The organism is Bacillus sp. V3-13, assembly GCF_002860165.1.
Classification (GTDB): Bacteria; Bacillota; Bacilli; order Bacillales; family Cytobacillaceae; genus Bacillus_BJ.
On the sequence record NZ_PGUZ01000062.1, the window covers coordinates 1 to 25,659 of the forward strand.

General features: G+C 39.9%; 20 protein-coding genes, 8 tRNA genes and 1 rRNA gene. 3 read left to right on the top strand and 26 right to left on the bottom strand.

Annotated features, from left to right (window positions below):
- Nucleotides 1-124: 124 nt before the first annotated feature.
- The 15 genes from CU633_RS19035 to sigW all read right to left on the bottom strand — a co-directional run bounded on the left by CU633_RS19035 (nt 125) and on the right by sigW (nt 19,786).
- The gene (locus CU633_RS19035; protein ID WP_101662161.1) at nt 125-1,237 is read right to left on the bottom strand and encodes a C45 family autoproteolytic acyltransferase/hydolase; all 1,113 of its coding nucleotides are present in this window, start codon (nt 1,235-1,237) and stop codon (nt 125-127) included.
- 29 nt (nt 1,238-1,266) lie between these two features.
- Nucleotides 1,267-2,277 carry a C45 family autoproteolytic acyltransferase/hydolase gene (locus CU633_RS19040; RefSeq protein WP_101662162.1) on the bottom strand — a complete coding sequence of 337 codons (1,011 nt, stop codon included), beginning with the start codon at nt 2,275-2,277 and terminating at the stop codon, nt 1,267-1,269.
- Between the two features lie 90 nt (nt 2,278-2,367).
- The gene (locus tag CU633_RS19045; RefSeq protein WP_101662163.1) at nt 2,368-3,219 is read right to left on the bottom strand and encodes a MerR family transcriptional regulator; all 852 of its coding nucleotides are present in this window, start codon (nt 3,217-3,219) and stop codon (nt 2,368-2,370) included.
- A 100-nt stretch (nt 3,220-3,319) separates the two neighbouring features.
- On the bottom strand, nt 3,320-4,807 hold the full coding sequence (locus CU633_RS19050; RefSeq protein ID WP_101662164.1) for a Tn7-like element transposition protein TnsE: 1,488 nt from the start codon (nt 4,805-4,807) through the stop codon (nt 3,320-3,322).
- A gap of 40 nt (nt 4,808-4,847) precedes the next feature.
- Nucleotides 4,848-6,740 carry a TnsD family Tn7-like transposition protein gene (locus CU633_RS19055; RefSeq protein ID WP_101662165.1) on the bottom strand — a complete coding sequence of 631 codons (1,893 nt, stop codon included), beginning with the start codon at nt 6,738-6,740 and terminating at the stop codon, nt 4,848-4,850.
- Between the two features lie 11 nt (nt 6,741-6,751).
- On the bottom strand, nt 6,752-8,356 hold the full coding sequence (locus tag CU633_RS19060; protein WP_101662166.1) for an ATP-binding protein: 1,605 nt from the start codon (nt 8,354-8,356) through the stop codon (nt 6,752-6,754).
- Nucleotides 8,349-10,496, bottom strand: coding sequence for a Mu transposase C-terminal domain-containing protein (locus CU633_RS19065; protein ID WP_101662167.1), 2,148 nt, complete (start codon nt 10,494-10,496; stop codon nt 8,349-8,351). The genes CU633_RS19060 and CU633_RS19065 overlap by 8 nt, the downstream gene beginning before the upstream one ends.
- On the bottom strand, nt 10,493-11,314 hold the full coding sequence (locus CU633_RS19070) for a TnsA endonuclease N-terminal domain-containing protein (RefSeq protein ID WP_101662168.1): 822 nt from the start codon (nt 11,312-11,314) through the stop codon (nt 10,493-10,495). Before CU633_RS19070 ends, CU633_RS19065 begins: the two co-directional genes overlap by 4 nt.
- 44 nt (nt 11,315-11,358) lie before the next feature.
- A complete protein-coding gene (locus CU633_RS19075; RefSeq protein WP_101662169.1) occupies nt 11,359-12,405 on the bottom strand; it encodes a YaaC family protein in 1,047 nt (348 codons plus the stop codon).
- Nucleotides 12,406-12,570: 165 nt separating this feature from the next.
- Complete coding sequence (gene glmS, locus CU633_RS19080; protein WP_101662170.1) at nt 12,571-14,373, bottom strand: glutamine--fructose-6-phosphate transaminase (isomerizing); 1,803 nt, start codon at nt 14,371-14,373, stop codon at nt 12,571-12,573.
- A 480-nt stretch (nt 14,374-14,853) separates the two neighbouring features.
- Entirely contained in the window at nt 14,854-16,206 is a 1,353-nt protein-coding gene (gene glmM / locus CU633_RS19085) for a phosphoglucosamine mutase (RefSeq protein WP_101662171.1), read from the bottom strand.
- Between the two features lie 36 nt (nt 16,207-16,242).
- The gene (locus tag CU633_RS19090) at nt 16,243-17,523 is read right to left on the bottom strand and encodes a CdaR family protein (RefSeq protein ID WP_101662172.1); all 1,281 of its coding nucleotides are present in this window, start codon (nt 17,521-17,523) and stop codon (nt 16,243-16,245) included.
- Nucleotides 17,520-18,344 (bottom strand): diadenylate cyclase CdaA, encoded by an 825-nt coding sequence (cdaA, locus tag CU633_RS19095; protein WP_101662173.1) that lies wholly within the window; start codon nt 18,342-18,344, stop codon nt 17,520-17,522. The genes CU633_RS19090 and cdaA overlap by 4 nt, the downstream gene beginning before the upstream one ends.
- A gap of 214 nt (nt 18,345-18,558) precedes the next feature.
- On the bottom strand, nt 18,559-19,206 hold the full coding sequence (locus tag CU633_RS19100) for an anti-sigma factor family protein (protein ID WP_101662180.1): 648 nt from the start codon (nt 19,204-19,206) through the stop codon (nt 18,559-18,561).
- A gap of 16 nt (nt 19,207-19,222) precedes the next feature.
- Complete coding sequence (gene sigW, locus CU633_RS19105) at nt 19,223-19,786, bottom strand: RNA polymerase sigma factor SigW (protein WP_101662174.1); 564 nt, start codon at nt 19,784-19,786, stop codon at nt 19,223-19,225.
- A 187-nt stretch (nt 19,787-19,973) separates the two neighbouring features.
- Between sigW and CU633_RS19110 the strand changes: the two genes are divergently transcribed.
- Nucleotides 19,974-20,132, top strand: coding sequence for an aspartyl-phosphate phosphatase Spo0E family protein (locus CU633_RS19110; RefSeq protein WP_101662175.1), 159 nt, complete (start codon nt 19,974-19,976; stop codon nt 20,130-20,132).
- 33 nt (nt 20,133-20,165) lie between these two features.
- Here CU633_RS19110 and rocF read toward each other — a convergent pair whose 3' ends face one another.
- Entirely contained in the window at nt 20,166-21,062 is an 897-nt protein-coding gene (rocF, locus tag CU633_RS19115; RefSeq protein ID WP_101662176.1) for an arginase, read from the bottom strand.
- A gap of 178 nt (nt 21,063-21,240) precedes the next feature.
- Between rocF and CU633_RS19120 the strand changes: the two genes are divergently transcribed.
- Complete coding sequence (locus tag CU633_RS19120; RefSeq protein ID WP_101662177.1) at nt 21,241-22,203, top strand: D-2-hydroxyacid dehydrogenase; 963 nt, start codon at nt 21,241-21,243, stop codon at nt 22,201-22,203.
- Nucleotides 22,204-22,244: 41 nt separating this feature from the next.
- On the opposite strand, the gene CU633_RS19125 is transcribed toward CU633_RS19120, so the two are convergent.
- Entirely contained in the window at nt 22,245-23,738 is a 1,494-nt protein-coding gene (locus tag CU633_RS19125; RefSeq protein WP_101662178.1) for an L-lactate permease, read from the bottom strand.
- A 132-nt stretch (nt 23,739-23,870) separates the two neighbouring features.
- Between CU633_RS19125 and CU633_RS19130 the strand changes: the two genes are divergently transcribed.
- Nucleotides 23,871-24,431 (top strand): helix-turn-helix domain-containing protein, encoded by a 561-nt coding sequence (locus CU633_RS19130; protein WP_101662179.1) that lies wholly within the window; start codon nt 23,871-23,873, stop codon nt 24,429-24,431.
- 76 nt (nt 24,432-24,507) lie between these two features.
- On the opposite strand, the gene CU633_RS19135 is transcribed toward CU633_RS19130, so the two are convergent.
- The 9 genes from CU633_RS19135 to rrf form a co-directional block, all read right to left on the bottom strand.
- Nucleotides 24,508-24,580, bottom strand: a tRNA-Lys gene (locus tag CU633_RS19135).
- A gap of 2 nt (nt 24,581-24,582) precedes the next feature.
- Nucleotides 24,583-24,657: transfer RNA gene (locus CU633_RS19140), tRNA-Gln, on the bottom strand.
- A 103-nt stretch (nt 24,658-24,760) separates the two neighbouring features.
- Nucleotides 24,761-24,845, bottom strand: a tRNA-Tyr gene (locus CU633_RS19145).
- Between the two features lie 29 nt (nt 24,846-24,874).
- Nucleotides 24,875-24,950 (bottom strand) — tRNA-Thr (locus CU633_RS19150).
- A gap of 68 nt (nt 24,951-25,018) precedes the next feature.
- Nucleotides 25,019-25,094 (bottom strand) — tRNA-Val (locus CU633_RS19155).
- Between the two features lie 10 nt (nt 25,095-25,104).
- Nucleotides 25,105-25,179: transfer RNA gene (locus CU633_RS19160), tRNA-Glu, on the bottom strand.
- A 37-nt stretch (nt 25,180-25,216) separates the two neighbouring features.
- A tRNA-Thr gene (locus CU633_RS19165) sits at nt 25,217-25,289 on the bottom strand.
- 45 nt (nt 25,290-25,334) lie between these two features.
- A tRNA-Asn gene (locus CU633_RS19170) sits at nt 25,335-25,409 on the bottom strand.
- A 168-nt stretch (nt 25,410-25,577) separates the two neighbouring features.
- Nucleotides 25,578-25,659: ribosomal RNA gene (rrf, locus tag CU633_RS19175) — 5S ribosomal RNA — on the bottom strand; the annotation flags it as partial.

The following is a 25,659-nucleotide window of genomic DNA, read 5'->3' on the forward strand; positions in this document are numbered from 1 at the left end:
GATTGAGCAAAAGTGTAAAATCTTATCAAGCGAAAACTGTCAACTTTATTCTAGCGTTTACAGTAGGACCCTTTTAGTAAAATAAGATATTTCGGCTCATCATTATTCTTTCTAAATCCTAAAATTATTTATCAATAATCCTCCAAAAATTTGGCCCATAATCAGTATTCTCAATAAAAACATTTAAATCAAAGTAAGGTAAGGCTTCTCCAACTGTTATCTTACATATTTTGTTATGTATAGGAGAGCCAAAGGAGAATTCTAGTTGTTTGGCATCTAAATCAAACAATATAGAATGAACGGTTCCAAAATTTTGTTTATAATTGTGCACAGTTAATCCCTCAGGATACTCATTTAATGTTAAACTTCGCAGGTGGTTCTTCGAAATAAAATCATTGCTTTTAAAATTGGTTTCCATTAAGTCATAACGTACTCTGGACTGTTCCAACATTCCATTCTCTTTTCTTGAAATATTGGGAAATAGCGCATGGTTAGTTGCAATAATGAATTCTGATTTGTTATTGACTATTTCTACAGCTTTTTCCCCATCATAAGTTTCTATTAAAGCTGCGTTACTATTGGCATCTGCCAGAAGCAAATTCATATTTGTTCCAATAGGCATTTCCTTTAAATAAGAAATTCCTTCCTCAACATTTTTACAATTTTCAAGTAAAGCTCTGACTATTACCATAAACTGTAGTCCTTTTATGATAGGCTTTTTCATCCCTAGATGTTTTCCAACTGGCATACCGCAAGAAGCAAAAGCTACACAGAACCCCTTTTCATTTAAGCCTTCACTTCGACCAAAATAAGAAACGGAGAATCCGGTATGACTGTATTTACCCTTTACTTTTGTTGTACAGAGTCTCATATCAGATATTGCTGGTGACAAGTCGTAGTTTCTAAGGACATAGGTTTTACTATCATTTGTTTTAGACGGTAAAACTGCACCCAAACTACATCCACCTGGATGTAGCAAAGCTTCATCAAAGAAATTTAGATAACTAGGCTTTACATTTAGTGAATCTGCAAACCCTTGTAATTCTTCGATTAAACTAGGACAATACTGGTTCATTAGTTTTTCCATATCCTTAAATTTCGCCTCATCTATTGGTTCGGATAATAAAACTGCATTCATTGCATTAGGAATCTTTTTTATTTCTTCTCCTTGCCTTCTACCAATCTCGTAGCTATTGCCTTCAAGAAAAGAAAAATAAGCTTGAATTGAATCTTTCATATTTGTCTCTCTCCAGTCCAAATTAATGATTAATATCGTGGTAATACATAAGGTGTCTCTTTTGAAACGGCATCTATCAATCGTCTATCTGATACATATTTTGCTCTGTTTGGTTGTCCCTCAGCTCTGTTTATATCTAATGTATTTAAGTTTGCTACAACAGAGAAGAGCGTACCAAAATTATGTTCTTTTAAATTTAAACAAACATGTCCCTTGGTTTCTGACATAATTGATTGTGCAATGGAAAGAGTCATTTTATTGACGATCTCTTTAAGACGTATATCTAATGTTTCAAAACGTTCTTTTGATTTGCTCCAATTCCAGCTTTCAGATACTGATGTACTTTCATGGTGATTGGTACAATGAATATAATTATTGGTAGGAAGGCGTACTTGATTGTCATTAGGGGTAACTTCTACAACAGCCATATTCCCTAATGGATCTGCTAACAAGTAGTTATTAGCTACCGAACTTGGGAATCTTTTTAACACTTCTATTCCTTCCCCCACATTACAACAATTTTCTAAAATATATTTAACAGCAAAATAAAAATTCAATCCTGGCTTAATTCCATCATGAGGAACTGATGTAATTCCTACAAATAATCCATGTTGATTTATACCATCAACTTTTCCAATAAAACAATCTGAATGACCTACATATTTATTTTTGCCTTCAAAACAAACTAATGAGGACTCTGTTATTTTCTTTAAATTTAAGAGCATATCATAATTACGTCCAACAATCATTTCTCTTCCGTTGAATGCTGAGAAAATACTGCATTGACCAGCCAATTCAAATACACCTATACTTAAGAGAAATGAACTTACTTCTTCAAATGAAGAATAGCAGCCATCAGCAAAGCCTTGTATTTCCTTTACAATATCAGTGTCAAATTCAGTAAGAATTGGTTTGCATAACTCCCCAAATTTTAATTTTTCTTCTGTTACTTTTGGGAATCGAAATCCATTTTTATAAAGGATTTCTGCATAATGCTTTCCTGCCTCGTAACCATTTCCTTTTAATCTCGGATGATACATTGTAATTCCCTCCGTTATTCTTTGTATATACAAAGAATAAACCCTCCAGTAGGTGGAGAGTTTACCCTGTTTCTATATAAAAGCTGTTACTTAACTATTGTTCTTGATAACTGGTGCACATATTTTCGTAATAAACTCTGACGGATGTCTGTTTAAATCTGGTCGGATCTCTCTTATATTAAAATCGGAAGGAACGAGTCCTTTTTCATAAATCTCTATCTCTTTTCCTATCTGAGTTAGATTCTGTTCCATTATCCAATTTTTCAACTTTTCATATCCTACATCCAACTCTGAATAGGGACCTTTAACCGTCAGGCATGCGTATTTACCGCTGGCTAAAATCCTACAACCGTCTATTTTATTTATAGACTTTACTGGAAGAAGTAGCTCTACGTCAGCCTCTTTTTTATTCAAATCTCTTTCATGAAAGATAGCCATTAGTTTTCCATTAACCACGAGATTAAAAGCATAAATTCGATCAAATAAATTTTTAACCAACTTATCTATAAATTTTATCTTTATTTTTTCTCGAATGCTATAAACCGGTATTCCCTTTCGGTTTTCAATAGAACAGTCGGATAAAAGAGGTCCTGGGATTATAGAAGCTTCCTTTTCTATTTGTATTTTTAACCGATTCATCTCATCTATTTGTTTGGAGATTTGTTCTTTTTGATCCTCAAGCTCATAAATTTTATGCTCTAATATGCTTTTCCATTGTACTTGATCAGGGCTTTCAATAAATTCCTTAATCGTAGCTAAAGAGAATTGACAGCTTTTTAGAAGCATAATTTTTTTTATGATTTGAATTTTGTCATAGTCATAATACCGATAGTTTGTTACAGGATCTATGTAAGAAGGTTTTAGTAATCCAATGTCGCTATAGTAGCGTAATGTTTTAACAGGAATATTACATATTTCAGAAAATTTGCCTATAGAGTACATTTTTTATCCTTTCAACTTTAAAAATACGGGTCTTATATCAATAAAGATAAATCTATAAGATTTTGACTTGATTTTTAATAACCTCTCATTTTAGTAGGATTCATAAATTTTTGACTAATCTAGCAGCCCATTGCTTATAAGATTCTTGTAGGTGCTTTAACCTTATGTTTTGTAAGTTATACAGAAACGATTGACTCCAACTTCCACTTGCAAAAACTAACATTTTTAATAAGCCTTTCATGGTCACTTCATCCTCCTTTATTGTACCTTTTGAAGGAATAATGAGTGTAGATAAAGATCGATTATCTGGTACAGCTGCTTCAAGTACATACGATACCTTATTCCTATTAGTGATTTTTGCTATTGCACAAATTCGCCTCCGACCATCTGGCAAATACGAAAATTTCCTTCCTATAGGAAGATAAACAAAATTTAGGGACACACTCAAACGGTTATAATTAGCAGCAAGATATTGAATCATCGCAATGAAATGGTCCAACCCATAATCTATATATGTATCAGCTACTTCCATTGTTTTAAATTCAATAGGAGCTATTTTGCCACCAAATATTGACTCGTCTAACCCAACGACACTCTGTTTTACTCCTCCACCTCGGCCGGAGTTTGAAATATATTCATCTCCCTGGTTCACTTTTTGTTCTTGCTTTGGTATTCTATTTACTATAGTTGATTGACGGAAAGCCATCTGAGTGGGCTCTAAATCAATGACAGGTTGATTCGCATCCTCTCTTGATCGCTCTCCGTTGTTTTCGTTTAATACATGTTCTTGCGACTGTTCTTGTTTTGACAGTCGTTTTTTTCTTTTTTCTGCCGTATACACACGTTTTTTGACCGATTTATGTTGAATGTTTATTTCTGTAAATGGTGGATCTGCAAGGTCAGATGCCAGCCATTCAAATATCAGTACTTCGTCTTTTCCCTGTATGCCTCTGGCAGTCAGGCTAAATTTATCCGTATTCGGCATTGTCAATTGTAATGGTATTCCTTTTGGATTTGCCATGGTTGCCAACTGTATATAAGTATTGCTTTGCACAGAAGAAAAAGACTGTTTCATTTCGGGATGTAAATATAACCACCCAAAATAACGAGCAAAATCGTCTGTCATAATTGTTCCAGGAATTTCATCGCAAAAATTAATCGTTGCTGTCCGGTTTTGATTGATGGACACTTTATTTACTAAAAGATCTAGTCCGTTTGGGCGTAGCAATGAGTTTGTCAACGTCTTATTAATTGCAAACAATGCTCGTATCATCTCAGTTTGTGGCATATGATACGTTACACCATCTGATTGGAATGACCACATATTTTGGTTCATTAACTCCGGTTTCTTATAAAGAAAATAGTTTAGGTTTCTACAAACATCAATCGCTTTCGAAACAGATCCATTTTTCACATTATCCACTTTTAATTTGAATAACGTACCCTTCTTTTGTGTTTGCATCGGCAAGCCATCATAATATGGTGTACCGATTCTTAATAAAGGGAGCGCTGCAATAGGGAGTTCTATGATCGTGCATTCATTTCTGTGAACAAACGCTGCCTGTATGCGCCATTGCCTATTTTCCATTTTGACGTTTCCAATCCAATGCAGTGTAACTGTTTCATTATTAAAAGGCCATGGTCTTATTTTCAGTATCTTGATCACCAACTTTGTAGTTCAATATTTCTTTCTTCAATGCAATTTTTATTTGCTCATCCACGTCATCCCGAATTCCGGCTAAACGCCTTACTTTCCACTCTATGATTTCTTCATCTTTGACAGCTAAAGCACGGCAAGCCCATTTTATTCTTCGTATTTGAAATTGCTCTCTAGATTCAATGTGTTCTTCTAAATACTTTTTTGTCATTGGTAATTTGTCTAAATGCTTTTCAATAAGCGATAATTGACCTATTTCTTTACCTACACGACTCTTATTTACATAAACCGGTATTTCAATAGCATACAGCTTACCGATTATCCTCTTTACTTGAAAGAGGAGTTCTTTATCTCTTTCTGTCCAGTCAACTCTATTTGATATTACAGCCTTAGTTCCTTTTCTCGGTGAATGGTTTCTTAGCCATTCCCTATTATTTCGATAATGCCATGCATATAAAGCAGGTGCTATTTTTCGTAACTGCGTAACTGATTTTTTAGGATGTGCCAGCAACAAATCTAGCCATTCCTTTTGCTTACCTATAGCTATTTCCTTAGTAAATTCTTTAGAAATAGTTACTTCACTTGATGGAAGTTTAGTTGTGTATTTCTTTACTGTTCCAATATCACATTGTAGTTCCTTTGCTGCTGCGTACCAGCTCTTCTTTTCAATATGAACCAATTGATTTAATTTCGATTCCCATACATGACCGAACTGTTTAATGCGGCCAATCTTAAAATGATCTTCCTCAACTTGATCCGGTCCCCTTCTCGAATATATAAAACCACAGGAACAGCTAAATGTAGCCACGGGACGTCTTGTATCCGTACATAGACTAATACTAATATCTGAAATAACCCTTTCTTTAAAATGGGTTGCAGCAGGATTTAAACAGTAATAGGGTGCTTCTCCGAACGGCTGATACTCTTTAAATGCAAATTTATAAAATGTTTCTACCGACTCACCAAGAAAATGGATAAATAGAATATGACGTACTGGATGAAAGGATTTACGATGCTTACGAGTGATGTTTTTTAACCAGCAATTTGGATTTTTATAACTAACTGAAGATTGGACCGCACTCAAAAGTTCCTCACCATAAAACAACTGAAACTGCTCAGCTAACTTTCTCTGATCAACTTTCCCATTAATGTTTGAAAAGCCTTTTCTTTTTAAAAGATATTGATAGGATTTTTGGATGCCTTGAAATGTAAACTGGAAACCGGATGAAATGAGTTTCTGACTTTGACTAGCAATCATCTTTAAGAAGCCTTTTGTTTTATCTGTATATGAAGACTGCAAACAGAGTCGTGGACAGTTTTCTTCTGTAGCTGCAACAAATTCATGTTTTTCGGTATTCCTGAATCTTACTGTTGAATCACATAAACAGTCGCCATGTTTCAAACAAGTGAGTACTCCCGGAAATTGATGTGAAACATGCCAGTAAGGTTCCCCTTTATTTTGTATGTCCTCTTGTAAGCATATCGGACAAAATCGGAAAAATGTCCAATCCTTTACCACGCTTGCTGCTATTCCCGTCATTGTATGAATAGCACCTGGCTCATTTCCTTTCACCATTGCCTGATATACTTTCTCTCTTACTGACTCCGGTTGAAAGGCTGTATAATAAAGAAACAACGTATGATTCCAAATAAGGCTGTCTAATGACTGAATACCAAAATGCCTAATATGATCGTATACTTGCTCTAATTGTGTTGGTAAATCTGGAACAGCAACTGCACTGTTCGTTCCAAACAAATCTTTCATCGTCTGTTTTGGACTGACATTTGCAGAATGGACATGATAACGAGCAAACCAGCTATATAATAACTCATCTTCATAAAGTGTAGGAAAGTAAGCGAGCATCCCATTGCCTCCTAAATCGCAAAATCATCCATTGGCGACTTGATATATCCTGCTTCTTTTAGAGATTCATAGGCTGATTTCTGATTCTTTTTTCCTTTATCTATTATTAATTGCAATTCATTCTTCTTAGGGGTATCTCTTTTTGTCTTCTTTTGTTCTTTCTTCTCTGTTAAAATCTGTAACGCTCGTCCAGTAATTTCAGCTTCAGAACTGTTAGGCAATTCATTAATAGCTTTGACTGCACAGTGTTCGGCAAGCGAAGGTTCAACACTTAAGTTGATGAGAGTCATCATCACTTTTTCAATTAACGACGTTTTCTGCTCTTTTCTCTTTTCAGCTATTTGCTCCTTTTTCTTTTGAATGGATGCACGTAAATCAATTTTAGACTCGTGGTGTTTCAAATAATCAGCGATTTCCATTGGCATAATATCCTCATACTTCTCCAGTTCAGATAAACGGCCGTCTTTTAATGCCTTTAACATTGGCTGTACTAGCTTAAGATCATCTTTGGCGACTTTACTTATGAGTAAAGGCGTTATTGTTTCCAGCCCAGTCTCAATGGCTCTCCCCTGAGATAAAGCAAAAAGCTTTACAGCAATATCAACAATGCCTTGGCTCTCATCATAAATTGCCCGATTCAGTTCATCCGTCAATTTAACTTTGTTTTGGAGCCATTGATACTCCCAAATGCTTTCAATCAGCAAATCCCAATCATCATCTTTTTCCATTTGCTGCCACACCATATCTCCCTGTCCACTGCCTCTTCTAGCTTGTCTAAAATCTTGTTGTAAAACGCTTTTGGCACGCATTGTACCAATCATCATGACAGGTACTCCAATTTCGTTAACAAGGGTTACAAAGAAATTCATCATTTTTTCAGAATTGTTATCACGAGTAGCCAGTAAATGTTGAATCTCATCTATAACGAGTGCTCCTACACAGTGCAGTCTAGCAATTTGTCCCATCCTTGTTACCATCGAGCTGATAGAGTGTCTACGGCTTCCGAATCGTTCATAATAATTTGATCCTACAAGTTGATCCATTTTCAAGAAAAAGTCCATGCACAACGATTTTAATGAACCATCATGGGGGCAATTTAACTTCAACCAGACAACTTGGGTAATGTTTAAAGGATGCTTGTGAATAATCATTTGTGGATATAATGATAAGACACGCTCAATCGCTGTTGTTTTTCCAATCCCTGAAAACCCCATTAATGTCATACTTGATGCAGTGGAACGTATATCATTTTTTGTTTCTAATCCATGCAACTGCTGATGTCCAATCCTTAGGTTTTTAGTAAAGCTTGGTGTCAACGGGTTTCGACTTATATACCCATGCCTTAACAAACGAGAAAAACGTTGTTCCATATCTAAATGCTGCATAACTGGCTGAAAGAAACGGTTCAGCCTTGGAATAGCATGATAGCGAATGTGCGTCGGCAAGAATCTTTCTTGTTCGTCGAAATCAGGATAATAACTCAGTGCATCAAAGGCTTCTTCCGGAGATAAAATATCTGGCAATGCTTCGATTAATGGATTTCCCTTGAAATCAACTACTTGCTGTTGTTTATAATTAGCTACTTCAGCATTGATCAAGCGCTGTTCTTCACTCATCCTTTTTCTCCTTTCTTCTTTTCAGAAACTCCCTCACATTTGGCCTCGAAAAGTCTTGTCTATTTTCTTTGTTAAATTGAAAAGGGAGTACTCGAGCATCCTTTTTTTGTTCTATGTCTTTTTCCAATTGAAAAGTCTCTTCAGATTTTAGACTTTGTTTTTCATTTCTGCGGTGATCCTTTATACTTCCTACCATCTCTGCTTTACTTAACGTGTGATCTTTTAATTGCTCCTTTCTCTTTGAAGCATTAGCCACAATCGATTCTACCTCAGCTATATAGTCGACTTCTTTTTGCAATTGCCGATGACTTACACTTTGGGCTAATTGTTTTTCTTTCTGTAACAAGTATATTACTTCTTCCAAACTTGAGTGTTCGTATCGTTTAGAAGGTTCAAGCATATAGCATTTATCATATTCATTGGACTGGCTATCAACCCAATAGGCAATGGACATATCCCTTGGATCATATGCTATCTCAACTTTCCATGACCCTTTTTGTCTAGCAGTTTCAAACCATGACTCTTTGACAGCCCGATCACAACTGTAATATATCCCCTTCATTCGGATACCTTTATAAGTAACTGTTGCAGTTTCCCTTGGCATTAAGTGTAACTTTACAATGTCTTCCGGAAAATACTTAAGCTTCCCTGTCCGATTTTCAATTCCCCAATTCCATAGTTTAAGTGGCACTGGCATTACATCATCGTAAACTAAATCCTCATCACGTACGTAATCTTTCAAATAGTGCTTTTGATTATAATGTAAAATTTGCTTTATAATAATTTTCGTAAATTCATCTAATGTCAAAACTGCATCTAAGCGATAATCTCTTGCACCTCGCTCTTGAAAATCTTTATCTACATAGCCAGGAAGCATCGGCTTTACTTTCTTCTGGATCAAATCAAAGTGCTTTTCAACAACACCTTTCCAATCAGCACGATATGGTGCAGCGTTCTCAACATGAAGATTAAATGCCTCGATTAAACGATCTACATTAAAACCCTCAAACTCTCCCCTGTCTGCTAGCAATATTTCAGGTAAGTGCTCACAAGGCCAATCATCATTTGAAATTTCAATGCCGTACTTGGCGCAAAATTCCTGTTTGTCCATCACTGTATTTGTTAAGGCCATCATAGCGCCTAGCCATGAAGGACCTTCTAAACCGATATAAACTCCAACAACCATTCGGCTGAAAACATCCATCACTAAATAGATAACAGGACGCCCAATAATCCAGTTTGGATTGTGTTTTGAAATTAAATACACATCTCCAACTGTTGCGTCAATCTGATATCGAGAACCAGGACCAAATACTTCTGAAAGAGAAGAATTTAACACTGCCCGGTGATCTTTATTGTATTTTTTCCTTCCTTTACGAGCAATGAGTGACTCCGGTACAGTGTATTCTTTCTCATACCAGTAACGGAATTGACGAATACTTGGAATTTTTTCTTCGTCTTGAATAATCACTTTCTCAATACCATCTTCATAGTAAATATCTTTTGCATAAAATTCTTTCACCATCATTTTATAGGCATCTGTTAATTTGTTTTCTTTGGAGGTCATATAATATTTTTCAAGAGCAACACGAAACAATTTTTTAGTTTTTTCATCTACATTGACACCTGTCGCCGCATACTTCGGAGGTCTGCCTCGCTTCTTTGTTCCAGCAGCTCTATCTTTCCCTCTTGCTCCTGAGTTTCGATAATCTGGCAAAAGAGCATTAATGGTCTTCCCTCTTTGCCAGTACTTACGCAAATACTTCCTTACAGCAGGGTAAGAAACTCCATATGCTTCCTTCGCTTTCTTTATATAAGCAGTTCTTATATTTTTTTCATAAATACCCGGCTCATCTATAACCATTTCTTTTATGATATGCCATGCTTGATCACGAGAATCAATATGCTTCTGAGTGTATTCTTCAATAGTATTAACGATAAAGGGATCGTTTTTTAATTTGATAACCTTTCCGGTAACGATATCTTCTTTCATTTCTGAAATGATCCGTTTAAGAGGAAGAGCTTTATCATCATTCAAGTCAATGATATATGCTATTTTATTATCATCATCAATCCACAAGATCCGGGACAGCCTATTTTCTGTAACATCCTGCAGAATTTCATTTATAAAAAAATTCAAGTAGCCCACCTCTTTTCTTCTAGGTTCAACGATATTACCCCAATAGTTGATAGATCAGCAGTTAAATCAAACTTTTTTGTCATGTCGAGTTTAACTAACTTGTTCGCAATAATATGACGATATAGAGCTAAAGCTGTTCCTTTTTCAAGGTGATAGAGTTCATCAAATTCTTTTAAATTATTTAAAATCGTCCCAGTACTTGTCTTTAACTTTTCTAAGAGAATAGTTATAAAGCTACTGTCAGCAGAAGCCGGAAGTTCATAAGAAGATCGAAGCCATTTTAAATTTTCAATTATCGTATTAGGAAGCTCCATTTCTGTTACAATGGCCCAATCTACATTCTGTTCTTTCCAATATGCTCGTTCGATTTCGAATTTTCCAATGACTCTAGAGCTATTAAGTTCTTTTTCGGGTTTAATTGTTCTAGCAATATAATCAAATTTTGAACCATGACGAAGTGTAATAAGAAAGTCTGTGGTCATTACGATTGGAGTCTGTGTTGAAGGGTCTTGAGGATGATTTATATTCATTTGTTCAGCAATTTTTGTAGTTATTTCTCTATTAATAGGAAACTGTTCCCGGATATCAATTACATCATCTGACCAATCAAGTAAGCAAAAATAGTTATATTCATTGTCAGATAACAGATGATGCTCACGCTTTGTTTTCCACCCGATGTCGCGATGTGCACGACCATTGGACGGCACATCTTGGATCGTTAGCCAAGGCTTGTAATTTCCTAATTCTCCTTGGCCACGACCTTCTTTATAATACCTAGCAATTTTCTTTTCAGTCCAACAAGTTTGGCGTTTAGGCATAACTGCACCTCCAAATTTATTAATTAACTTTTCAAGTATGGAATTCAGACAAGATTTTTTCTTGATGTCATCCCCGGTGTCATGAATTCCTCCCCAGTTAATTCGGATGCTATCTCATCTATAAATTGTGTTGAGGCATTTTTGATAAACTCCGACAATAACCAGTTATGTTGACTATTTAAATGTTTAGAAAGAATAACAGGTTCGTACCTTGATAATTCACTTAATCTATGCATTGCTGCAAATATTAAAATCATTGAATTTCGTGGAATAATCCCTTCTATCCCATCCCGTTTGATGTACCATAATCTTGATAAACCAGAAATGTAGCTAAGTTGTTTTCTCAATTTATAATGATAGGATGATAATTTTTTCATTTTATTAGGATCGTCATTTTTCCATCTAAATCTTGTTTTGTATCTAACTACAAAAGTATCAGAAAAATTTATATCTCTTTCAAAATTCTCTTTAAGTTTATTTAGAGTATGACCATTTGCATACTTTGGATCTACCACTGCTGAAAACCAGCTTTCTGAAGAACCTCCCTTTTTAATAAAAAATGCTTTAAGTATAGGAATGTATAACTCTTTATTTGATTCAGATGTATATGTTAGACAATAAGCTCTATGGATGAAAGGAAGGTTATAAAGTAGGTTTTTTAGTGTGTATTGCTCATTTTCTTGGACGGGCTCTCCTAAATAATTGCATAATGCAGAGAAAATCCCAGATGTTTTAAATTTGATATATTCATTACTTAAGGACACACGACTTTCTCTATTCCAGCCCGATACTCCATGCAAATCTGAATAAGGAACTTTATTGACAATTAATAATGTCTTTACTGCATTTAAAAAACAGTAATATATCGTCAATGGGGATGAGGTTAAAGGTAGCATGGTAGAAGCTTCGTAAAACTGGCGCGATTGTTGCCAATAGAATATTGCTTCATCATTATGATTATTTCTTTTAAGCCACATTTCCACATAATCCCATGGGTCATTCACTAAAACGGTTTTACCAAGAAAATTAGGGTTTTTTATCGACTTATGTAATGTTAGTTCTTTTCCTTTGTATCTAATAATATCTGACATTCATCCACAACCTTATTTTGTTTATAAAAAAACACACGTTCGATTACTTTTATTGTAATCGATAACGTGTGCTTTTTAAACAACTTTATTGTAAATTAAACGACTTTATTTGTAATTAAACAACTTTATTGTCACTCAACACTAATAAAGTATCTACCCGTTGTCTTACTCCACCGTAACACTCTTAGCCAAGTTACGTGGCTTGTCAACGTCGCATTCACGGTGCAGGGCAGCATAGTAAGCGATCAGCTGCAGTGGTATTACAGAGATAAGAGGTGTTAACAGGCTGTGCACTTCCGGGATGACGAAGCGGTCTTCGTCCATTTCAAGTCCCTTCATGGAGATGATGCACGGGTTGGCGCCGCGGGCGGCGACTTCTTTGACATTGCCGCGGATGCTTAGGTTTACGCTTTCCTGTGTTGCCAGAGCGACCACCGGTGTGCCGTTTTCGATCAATGCGATCGTCCCGTGCTTCAGTTCGCCGCCTGCAAAGCCTTCAGCTTGAATATAAGAAATTTCTTTTAGCTTCAGTGCTCCTTCAAGGCCAACGTAAAAATCGATGCCGCGGCCGATAAAGAACGCGTTGCGGGTTGTTGCCAAGTATTCACGGGCAATTGCTTCAATTTCTTCTTTAGAATCACAAAGGACTTCGATTGCATTTGCCGCAATGCCGAGCTCATGAACAAGGTCGAAATCAAGGTCAATGCCGCGGCTCTTGCCAGTTACCTCAGCCAGAATAGCCAGCACAGCTAACTGGGCAGTGTAAGCTTTTGTAGACGCCACCGCGATTTCCGGGCCGGCATGGAGCAGCAATGTGTAGTCTGCTTCACGGGAAAGAGTCGAGCCTGGAACGTTTGTAATCGTTAGAGCTTTGTAGCCCATTTCTTTGATCTCCACAAGGACGGCACGGCTGTCCGCTGTTTCACCGCTCTGTGAGATAAAAATAAACAATGGATTTTCAGATAGAAGCGGGATGTTGTACCCGAACTCGCTGGAAATATGAACTTCTACTGGAATGTTGGCGATTTTTTCAATGAACTGCTTGCCAACAAGACCGGCATGGTAAGACGTTCCGGCAGCGATAATATAGATGCGGTCCGTTTCATTCATTGCATTGATGATCTCTGGATCAATCGTTAATGCACCTTGTTCATTCTGGTACTTTTGCACAATCCTGCGGATCACAAGCGGCTGCTCGTCGATTTCTTTCAACATGTAGTGCGGATATGTGCCTTTTTCAATATCGCTGGCATCAAGCTCAGCTGTGAACGGCACACGTGTCATCACTTCACCGCTTAATGTTTCAATTGTCACTTCGTTCTTTGTGACAATCACGATTTCTTTATCCATTAATTCAACAAATTGATTGGTTACCTGAAGCATCGCCATTGCATCGCTGGCGACGACGTTGAAGCCGTCACCCAATCCGACTAGAAGCGGGCTTTTATTTTTCGCAACATAGATCGTTTCATTGTCCTCTTCATCTAAAAGGGCTAATGCATAAGATCCTTTTAAAAGCGAAAGCGTTTTGCGGAACGCTTCTTTTACAGTTAGCCCATCATTCATGAACAATTCGATGATCTGAACAATCACTTCTGTATCAGTATCGCTTTTTAAAATTACTCCTTGCAAATATTCGCGCTTTAAGATGTCATAGTTTTCGATCACGCCATTGTGGACAAGCGTGAAACGGCTTGACGCGCTTTGGTGCGGGTGGGCATTTACCTGGCTTGGAGCACCATGGGTCGCCCAGCGGGTATGTCCAATCCCTGTATATGCTTGGACACTGTGATCGACAATGCTGCGCAAGTCGGTAATCCGGCCTTTTTCTTTAAAAATGCGGACGCCGTTTTCATTCATGATCGCGATTCCGGCTGAATCATAGCCTCTGTATTCCAGCTTTTCTAAACCGCGTAATAAAATCTCTTTTGAATCATTGTTTCCGATATAACCTACAATTCCACACATTACTTCTGTTCCTCCCTGATTACAAGGGGGCAAGAAGCTGGGAGCATACTTGCCCCCTTATCTCTGTTTTTTTAATGAACTATGAGGTCAGACAAATTTCGTCCTGACCATTCCTTTTATTCGCATTCCCTTCCCTTTGTCCATTAAGTTGCCTTAATGATTTAAAGAAGGAATTTTCGGTTGTGCTAATCAACCGGGAGGCATCCGCCGAAACTTCGATAAACCTCCTCCTCGTCAACTAATCCATGTCCGTTCGGATTAGTCCAGGCGCTTTAAAAATCCGTTTTTCCCCTGACTGCCCACCTTTCTTTTCAAAAATGATTTTTGTTTTCACAAAAACAGGATTATCATACCGCATGGCACGATATCCGTCAACTGAAAACCGAAGGAAAAAAGCGGCAACTCTGAACCCGCTTTATGTTCCTTATAAAAAAATATGCATAAGGGACTTCTTTCGTTCCCTTATGCATATGCTTTGTCTCATTCTTCTTTTAAACCCATTTCTGATCTGACCACTTCTGCGATCCGATCGACATACGCCTGACAAAGCTCTTCTGTCGGTGCTTCTGCCATGACACGTACAAGTGGCTCTGTCCCGGACGGGCGAACGAGGATTCGGCCATCGCCATTCATTTCCGCTTCAACCTGGTCAATGACTTCCTTCACCTTCACATTTTCCGTGACATGGTGCTTGTCCGTGACACGGATATTGACAAGCACTTGCGGGAATTTTTTCATTCCAGCAGCAAGCTCGGAAAGCGGTTTTTGCGTTACCTTCATGATATTCACAAGCTGCAGCCCTGTTAAAAGTCCGTCCCCTGTCGTGTTGTAATCAAGGAAAATAATATGCCCTGATTGTTCACCGCCGAGATTGTAGCCGTTCTTTTTCATTTCCTCGACTACATAACGGTCGCCGACAGCGGTTGGAACGCTCTTGATTCCGAGCGCTTCAAGCCCTTTATAAAACCCTAGATTACTCATGACGGTCGATACAACGGTTCCATGCTTTAAACGTCCTTCTTCTTTCATGTACTTGGCACATATGTACATGATTTGATCACCATCGACGATATTTCCTTTTTCATCAATCGCGATGAGCCGATCGCCGTCTCCATCAAAGGAAAGGCCGATATCTGCTCCCTTTTCTTGCACAAAAGCGGCCAATGCTTCCGGATGAGTTGAGCCGACACCATCGTTAATATTAAGACCGTTCGGAGATGCGCCCATTGTTGACAGGTCCGCATCAAGATCGGCGAATAAATGGGTGGCGAGAGACGATGTCGCTCCGTGCGCACAGTCAAGCGCAATATGAATGCCGGAGAAATCCTCATCAACGGATTGCTTTAAATATTGCAGGTATTTTTGCCCACCTTCGAAATAATCATTCACTTGGCCGAGATCGGCGCCGACCGGGCGGGGAAGCTCATCTTCAGCTAAGTCCATCAACCGCTCAATTTCGTCCTCCTGTTCATCGGAAAGCTTAAATCCATCCGGGCCAAAAAACTTAATGCCATTGTCAGCTACCGGGTTATGCGAGGCAGAAATCATCACTCCAGCCTGGGCTCCCTGGGCTTTCGTCAAGTATGCCACTCCAGGAGTTGAAATCACGCCTAAACGCATGACTTCTGCCCCGATCGATAAAAGCCCTGCTACGAGTGCGCCTTCGAGCATATGGCCGGAAATGCGAGTATCGCGGCCAATCAAGACCTTCGGGCGGCTCTTGTCTTTTGTCAGAACATATCCGCCGAAACGTCCCAATTTAAAAGCAAGCTCCGGTGTCAATTCACTATTTGCAACTCCGCGTACTCCATCCGTACCGAAATATTTACCCATTCAAAAATCTCTCCTTCATTGAATAATTGCGGTTCTTTAAGCTTCCTTTTGAGAAATTGAAACGGTCGCCACAGCTTTGCTCAGCTCCCATTTCACATTATTCGGCCCATTGACCTGGATATTAAGCTGATGCTCTCCTTCACCCAGGTTTGTTGCATCTATAAATAAATTAAAATCTCCGGCGGTTAAGCGTGTAACCGTGTCTCTTGGGCCGGTAACCGTCAAGTTTACTGCGCCCGGTGCCGGATCTGAAAAGGCCAAATTGTATTTCTCGTTCAGACCCTGTGTTTTAATCGGAATATCCGGAAGGGTCTTTCTTTCTTCATTGTTTGCCTGTTGATTTTGCGGGGCGCTTGCCTCTTCCTTAGGAACAGACACCCGGATCGTGGCTTCTACCGTTTCCGGTTCCACACTCGTGATCCCTTCTGAAATAATAACGGGCAAAGTCATCCTTGAATTGCTGCGGACTCCACTGACATCGACTTCAACCCTGACGCTTTCTGTATGACCGAGAACATTCGGGTTGGCAAAGATTCGCGCTTCATTTGCATCAAGGGTAATCGATTGTATCGATACTCCATCAGGGGGTGTTCCCGTTTGTACAATATTAATCGGAACTGTTTTGCTTGCGCTCCGGACTGGCACCGTGACCTCAACAGTCTCCGGTTCAACGATGACATCCAGTTTATTTAGTTCTCGGTCGAGAACCCGGATGCTTGCCTTCTCCGTGATCGTTTCATTGATTGGACCCCTGACATCAATCGTTGCTTTCACAAAGCTGATTCGGTCAATCACGTCCTTGGCCCCGGTGATTTCCACCCGATTCGGCTCGACTGTCGGCTTTTCGGAGATATAACCTTCCTCGAGAAGCGATTGATTGAATTCCGCCTCTACTGGAAATTCCTTCGTAACCCGCTCCTGGACAGACACTTCTGCATACCCTGGCTCAATCGTAACCTCCAGCTTGTCTGAAATATCACGAACAAGCAACTCCACAGATTGGGTGCCAATTTCAGCCTCTGATAAATCGACATACACCTCAAAGTTCCTCAATGTCCTTGTTTGCTGGACGAGTTGTTTTGGGCCTTCAATCGTCACATCTACCGTTTCAGGCACACCTGATACCACCAGATTTTCTGTATCATAATAACTTTTCACAGGAATATCTTCAAGCGTTTCAGTATGGTTTTCCCCTGGAACGTTTACCTCAGATCCGCCTTCATCTTCCGGAGTTGGGACAGAGGAAAACAGCAGAACCGCAAGCACGAGGGCCACCACTTTCATAAACCAATGATTATCCATCAACTTATCGATCATTTTTGTTTTCCCCTCCAGTTCCAGCGCGCTGAAGAAGCTTGTTTTGTCTTATTATTGGATAGTAATCCATTTTCAAGCATTTCACGGAATGCATCGCTTGTTAAATCACGGTGGAGTTCGCCGTTTTTCGTTAACGACACATTTCCGGTTTCTTCTGAAACGACGACGGTGATGCTGTCGGTGACTTCACTGATTCCTAAAGCAGCCCGATGCCGTGTGCCCAATTCCTTTGAAATAAACGGGCTTTCCGATAATGGCAAGTAACAGGCTGCTGCTGCAACATTGTTTCTCTGAATGACCACAGCTCCGTCATGCAGCGGCGTATTCGGGATAAAAATATTGATCAGCAACTCAGAAGAAACTTTGGCATGAAGCGGAATCCCGGTTTCGATATAATCGCCCATGCCGGTTTCTCTTTCAATGGAAATTAACGCGCCGATTCGGCGTTTTGCCATATAATCTGTCGCACGAATAATCGCTTCGACCATTTTTTCCTGCTCTTCCTCTTCGGGTATCCCGCTCTTTGCAAAAATCTTGCCTCTTCCGAGCTGCTCAAGGGCTCTTCTTAACTCGGGCTGAAAGATGATAATAATCGCCAGAAAACCCCATTCAATCACCTGTTGCATCAACCAGCTTAATGTGTTTAAATGCAGGAAATCGCTGATGACCTTCCCAAGAAGAATCACGAAAATTCCATTTAATAATTGAACAGCCTTTGTTCCCCTCACGATATTGATCAGCTTGTAGATCACAAACCATACAACAAGAATATCCAGGGTATTCGCCAGCAGCTCTAAAATCGGTATATCATAAAACGGCATGTAACTTCCCCCATTTATAGAATCAAAAAGCGGTAGCCGCTTATATTCATATGTAACTTTCATATTATAACATAAATCATGGTATGGTTGAATCTGAACAGATATTGGCTTTTAAATGAAACTTTTTCCGCCTCTGAACATTACTTCTTTGGAAACAACAGCTGCATATATAACTTAATCCTATAACGAGATCATTTAGTGCCGGGAAATGAAATCAGCCGCTCTCCTCGAGCGGCCTCTTGTCTTCTCCGTCAAATATATTGACAACTTCTTTTGCTGTTTTTTTAATATGGTACCAAATCCAGTCGAACATTTCGTTTACTTCTTTAATTTCCCCCGTGACTTGCCCGGCAGATGCGAGATAATTTTCGCCGTTAATCACGGTGACATTTCCTTTTACTTCGCCTTCAATTTTCAGATTGCCATTCTTGACAGTAACATCGCCTTCAACGACTTCTCCCTTGGGGACAATCACCGTATTATTTTCGACGATTAAGTTTGGCTGTTTCGAAACAGAAAATTGCTGATCCTCCTCATTCCATGCAGAAAAGAGACTGCCCATCATCAGGACAAGAAAGAGCGAGGCAGCAGTCAAAAAAGGATGGTGGCGGAACCAGCGCTGAATTCCTATTTTGCGGTTTTCTTTCGGAAGTCTGCTCATGACATCGGCAGTGAAGTTTAACGGTGCTTGAATATGTGAAGTGCTCTGCACTAAAGCAATCGCTTTTTTTAGTTCATGAAAGTGTGTCTGGCAATCCGGGCAATCCTGGAGATGCTTTCGCAACTCCTGTTCATGTTCGGCTGAGATCTCATCATCTAAATATTCATGCATGTATTCAACTATTTCTTCAGGACATTTCAAAGTTCTCACCCTTTCGTTAAACATGGCGCAATTGCTTTCGCAACGCTTCGCGCCCCCTATGGATTCTCGTTTTCACCGTTCCGAGCGGCAGATCCAAAATCTCGCTGATCTCATTCAGCGATAGTTCTTCTATATATTTTAGAACGATAACAGAACGGTATTTTTCCGGCAGTTTTGAAATCTCTCCCTGAATCGTTTCCTGAAGCTCCATACTTTCCAGGTCATCTTCAGGCAAGCTTGTATCGGCAGCAATTTGCGAATACATATTTAACCCGTCAGTACCCGCTACTTCTGCATCCAAATAGTAATCCGGCTTTTTCTTGCGAATCCGGTCAATACACAAGTTCGTGGCAATCCGATAGAGCCAGGTTGAAAATTTCCGGTCTATTTTAAACGTACTAATATTAACATATGCCCGGATAAACGCTTCCTGTGCAATGTCTTCCGCTTCATGCCGATTCCCGAGCATCCGGAAACAAAGCTGGAATACCTTGTCCTTGTAGAGTTCAACAATTTCCCCAAAGGCATTTTGATCCCCTTTTAAAACTTGATAGATCCTGTTTTTTACAATTGTCTCCATGATCTTTTACCTCCGCTCCAATGCGGCTATACGATATTACGGATCGATAGCGGAAAAGGTTTCATATTTTCACGCAATTTATCACTCCTTAATATTAACAAAAATTTACCATGATGTTTAAAAAATTTCTTTTTGGGTATAACAGAAGCAAGTATTTTATTTACTGAAAAGAGAGGTTTTCGTATTCATGTGTCCCCATACGCTTCTAAGAGATATCGAATTCTGCAGGAAAGAGATGGTCGAGCTTGCTGCCCATTCTTCACTCTCAAATCAAAAAGTGCTGGAAGTGAGCACTAAATTGGATCGCCTATTAAATCGTTATCACATATTAACAGCGAAAAAGTAAAAAAGCAGGGCTTAAGCTCCTGCTTTTCTTATATTAAAGCAATTTTTCACCAAATAACGATCCCATTAAGGCAACAGCGACTGTTGCGGTTTTATTTTTTTCATCAAGAATTGGATTTACTTCTACAAATTCAGCCGAGGTGATGATTTTGGCTTCCTCAAGCATCTCCATGGCAAGATGGCTTTCCCGGTAGCTGATTCCACCAATAACCGGTGTCCCGACTCCCGGGGCATCCGCCGGGTCAAGCCCGTCCAAATCGAGTGATAGATGAACACCGTCGGTCCGGTCTTTTAAATAGGAGATTGTTTCCTCCATGATCCTTGTCATGCCGAGGCGGTCAATTTCATGCATCGTAAAAGCTTTTATACCTTTTTCCTTTATAAGGTCCCTTTCACCTTCATCAAGCGATCTTGCACCAATAATCACAACATTCTCCGGCTTGACTTTGGGGCTGTAGCCGCCGATTTTCGTTAACATTTCATGCCCGATTCCAAGGCTGACAGCGAGCGGCATGCCATGGATATTTCCGGATGGCGAAGTTTCTGCGGTATTTAAATCACCATGGGCATCATACCAGATCACGCCAAGATTCTCGTAATGCCTGGAGACACCCGCAAGCGTCCCGATGGCGATACTATGGTCTCCGCCAAGCACAAGCGGAAAGGATCCCGACTCAATAACTTTATCGACCTCAGCAGCAAGTTTTTCATTTTTTTCAGCTACTAATTCCAGGTTCCTTAAATTCGTATCGTGCCTGATCACTACTTCCGGCCTGCCGATTGGAATATCACCTAAATCATCAACTTCAATATTTAAATTTTTGAGCTTTTCATTGACCCCCGCATACCGCATCGCACTGGGACCCATGTCGACTCCACGCCTCATTTGCCCTAAATCCATCGGCATGCCGATGATCGAAATTTTATTCATGCCCTTGGCCTCCTGCTTCTCCATTTTTTACTCTATTTTAACCGCTTTCATAAAAATGACTCAACCCGACAACATTGTGTATATATATGCGTCCGGGGACCGCTCTCGAAGTATCGGCATTGCCGCAAGCAAAATCTGTTAAAATGGTAATAAAAAAATGTTGTAATGGGGTGGGTTCATGCAAAAAAGAAAAATGATCATTGTCCATAATATTGATAACCAATACCGCGAGGAAATCATGAAGCTGGTTCCTGATTGGGAAGTCTTGATAGGAAAGGATTCTTCCGTTTGGCGGGACCACTTGAATGAAGTTGAAGTGATCGTTGGCTGGAAAAAAGAATTAACGGAGCATGTCCTGCATGAAAGCACAAAGCTGCGCTGGCTGCAGACGTGGAGTGCAGGCGTAAATTCGTTGCCATTAAAAAAGCTGGAATCCCGAAATGTTGTTGTAACGAGCGCCAACGGGGTGCACGCCTTTCCGATTTCGGAAACCATTTTTGCCTTAATGCTTGGACTGACAAGAAAGATTCACACTTATGTCCGAAATCAGCTGACGAAAACATGGCACCACTCCGGGTTAAGCCTTGAAATGCACGAGAAGACTGTTGGCATTATCGGTGTAGGCGCAATCGGCAAGGAAACAGCCAAAATTGCCAGGGCGTTTGGCATGAAGGTACTCGGCGTCCGGCATTCAGGGAAAGATGATGATTATGTGGATGAAATGTACACACCCCATGAATTAAATTCGGTTCTTCCAAGCTGTGATTATGTCGTCGTCACATTGCCGCTTACAAGCGAAACCCATCATTTATTTGGAGCAGAACAATTTAAAAATATGAAGCCGTCTGCCTTTTTTATTAATATTGGCCGTGGTGAAATTGTCGATGAACAAGCACTTGTTCAAGCACTGCAAACGGGTGAAATCGCCGGTGCCGGCCTCGACGTGTTTGAGACCGAACCGCTCGGTACCGACAGTCCACTATGGGAGATGGAAAACGTGATTATCACCCCGCACACTTCCGGATCAACTGAACACTATACAAAGCGGGTAATCGAAGATATTTTCATTCCAAATTTAAAAAGCTATCTAAAAGGTGAAAAACCAGCGATCAATCAAGTTGATTTTTCAAAAGGATATTAACTAGGCAATGATCATGAATGTCTATTTTTTCGGCTAAAGTTTTACAACCATACCAGCAAACCTAACATCAAAATAATCAATAAAAGAGAACCAATGGCGATGAATGACATCCTTTTTAAAACGTGATTTTCCTGCGATTGAATGTCGCATAAGGTTACTCCAAGCAACACGCGGGACGGGCTCGCCATTGTGGTATGCGATGAACTCGCATTTTGTGCGTATGCCAATAGGTTTGGGTCTAACCCCGTTCTTGTTGCAGTTTCGACTTGCAGATTGATAAACATCGCATTGGAGCCTGTATTACTTCCGGTTAGAAAACCGCCTAAACCACCGATCAACGGAGAAATCATGATAAATCCTGCACCGAAAACAGTTCCGGCTGCGCTTGCCAAAAGCGATGTCATGCCTGCTTCTGCCATCACCTCAGCCATCGAAACAAAAGCAGTTGTAGCTATTGTAAAAGGAATCCATTGTTTCAACGTAGCCTTTATCGAGTTCCATAAAGTTGAAGCTGTTATGTTAAAAATGCACACCGTACACACACAGGTGATCAAAAGCCAGAAACCGGGCGAATACAATAAAGGTAAACTAAAAGAATAGTTACGGAGCTCGACTACAAGATGCGAATGGAGAAACTCCTTTATTCCGGGAATTAGCCGCGAAATAAATATGAAGACCGTCAGAATGATGTATGGACTGATCATTTTTAATAGATTATCCCCTGAATGCTTGAGAGTATCGGGCTCTGACATTGAGGCTGTTGTTTTTGGATTAGCGGTTAGTTTTACGATCATAAAGCCAGCCATTGCTGTCATTAAAGAGCTAAGGACACCTGCCAGTTCCACACTAATATAAAGGTTACATAGCAACGCCGAAGCCGAAAAAATGAACGATAGCAGTAACGCTTCTTTCCACTTTGCCTTAATTCCTTTCCGGCCACCAGCTATGCAGACTGCCATCATGATCAGGTAAATAAAAACCGGGATGCTGATCACCGCGCTCCCAGTTCCTAATCGTTGCAAGGAAACATCCCCCAGATTGGCGCCGATAACGGTACCTGTCGCTAAAGCTCCCCACGGAACGGCAAGCAGGCTGATGAGCCCAAGCATCGCGGCATTAAATCGATTAAATCCTAAAGCAATTAAAATGGGGGCGACTACCATAAACGCAATTCCAAATCCGCTTGCAGATTCGATCAATGGTGAAAAACCGGCAACCAAAATCAGCATCTGCATAATCGGATCATTGGTAGCTTTAGATATAAAGGATGCAATAGCAGTGATCGTCCCTGCATGATTCATTAAGTGAAAAAGAAGGATACCAAAAAATAAAACGTACGCAGCTATAAAGGAAATTAGAAACCCTTTTACAGATGAGTGCAAAATGCCGAAAGGTGTAAGCTGAAACTCCGGCAATAACGTAATGAATACTGCCAATATATACGCAATCACACCAGCGCGAAGCGAGGATAGTTTAAAAGTAAATAATGAAACCAAAATTGCAACAATCGGTAAAAGAGCCACGAGCACTCCCATTTTAGAATCCCCTCTGCCTGAAATAATATTTATAATTCCACTATAGTGAATTAATTTCCATAATAATTGTATGGTATGATATAGTCAAGAAAAAAGTTTACTATAGTGTATTTGCTAAAGGCGGGATTGAGAATGCAGTTCGGATATAATGTGAAGAAAATGCGTAAAGAAAAGAATCTTACTTTAGATGAGCTCTCGAACCGAAGTAATGTCAGCAGATCAATGTTATCGCAAATAGAGCGCGAAGAAAAAAACCCGACCATCCAGGTTGCAGCCCAAATCGCCAAAGGATTGGATGTCACTCTTTCTCAGCTTCTGGGCGAGCACAAACAACAACAAATCGTCGTTATGCGTAAAGATGAGAGGCTGGTTTATACAGACAGGAATTCGGGATTTGAACGCCATCTCTTATCTCCCTCATTTATGACAGAAGGATTAGAGTTCATTTTAAATATTGTGCCTCCGCGTAAGGAATCAGGTACTTTCCCACCGCATAAAGACGGGGTTAAGGAGTATATCTATGTAGCACAAGGGAAATTAAAGATTGATTTGGGAAATGGCGAGGAAGTCCATATTTTAGATGAGGGCGATTCATTATTTTTTGAAGCAAATACCGAACATCGTTTTATCAATTTGAGCAATCAGGAATGCCACTATTATTTAGTGATCGACTCGCATAAGGTGAAATACTAATACTGTATGTGGAACATTTTATTAGATAGAAAAAAGGGATCCTGTAATGCTAACAGGATCCCTTACTTTCATTTGATGAGCCATGAAGGACTCGAACCTTCGACCCTCTGATTAAAAGTCAGATGCTCTACCGACTGAGCTAATGGCTCTTTGGCTGGGCTAGCTGGATTCGAACCAGCGCATGACGGAGTCAAAGTCCGTTGCCTTACCGCTTGGCTATAGCCCAATAATTTTTTAACCAGGTATACCTTAAAGGTACCGTTTAAAGTATTACAAAATAAAAAGGACAGTTTTGGATTGTCCATTTTTTTATATGCTTTAAGTTGAAATGGTGGAGGGGGACGGATTCGAACCGCCGAACCCTGAGGGAGCGGATTTACAGTCCGCCGCGTTTAGCCACTTCGCTACCCCTCCACTTGTTTTTAAAAAAATGAAATAAAAAATGGTGCCGGCAAGAGGACTTGAACCCCCAACCTACTGATTACAAGTCAGTTGCTCTACCAATTGAGCTACACCGGCATAATAATAGTTATTTAATTGTTTAACAATAGCTTATCATGACAGGCTGTCATAAGCTGAAGACCATATGGTGGAGGATGACGGGATCGAACCGCCGACCCTCTGCTTGTAAGGCAGATGCTCTCCCAGCTGAGCTAATCCTCCGCTATAACAATGGTGACCCGTACGGGATTCGAACCCGTGTTACCGCCGTGAAAGGGCGGTGTCTTAACCGCTTGACCAACGGGCCCTTTTTTATATCTATGTATTATGCCAATTTACTAGAGAGCTTCCAAGCGGGCTCGAACCGCTGACCTCTTCCTTACCATGGAAGTGCTCTACCTACTGAGCTATGGAAGCATTTTTCCTCAAAGCTCACTCATAAGACAATAGTCATTATGAAAATGGCTCCGCAGGCAGGATTCGAACCTGCGACCGTTCGGTTAACAGCCGAATGCTCTACCACTGAGCTACTGCGGAATACTAATAATCAACCCTAAACTTAATTTTGCTTCGAATGTCCCCATCTCAGTAAGCTTATGCAAGTAGCAGCTCGATGGGTACAACTCGCAGTTAAATCAAGTAGCTTTGCTCGTTGCTCTACCACTGAGCTACTGCGGAATAATATCAATGATGATAAAAATAATCGCCCGGCGGCGTCCTACTCTCACAGGGGGAAACCCCCAACTACCATCGGCGCTGAGAAGCTTAACTTCCGTGTTCGGGATGG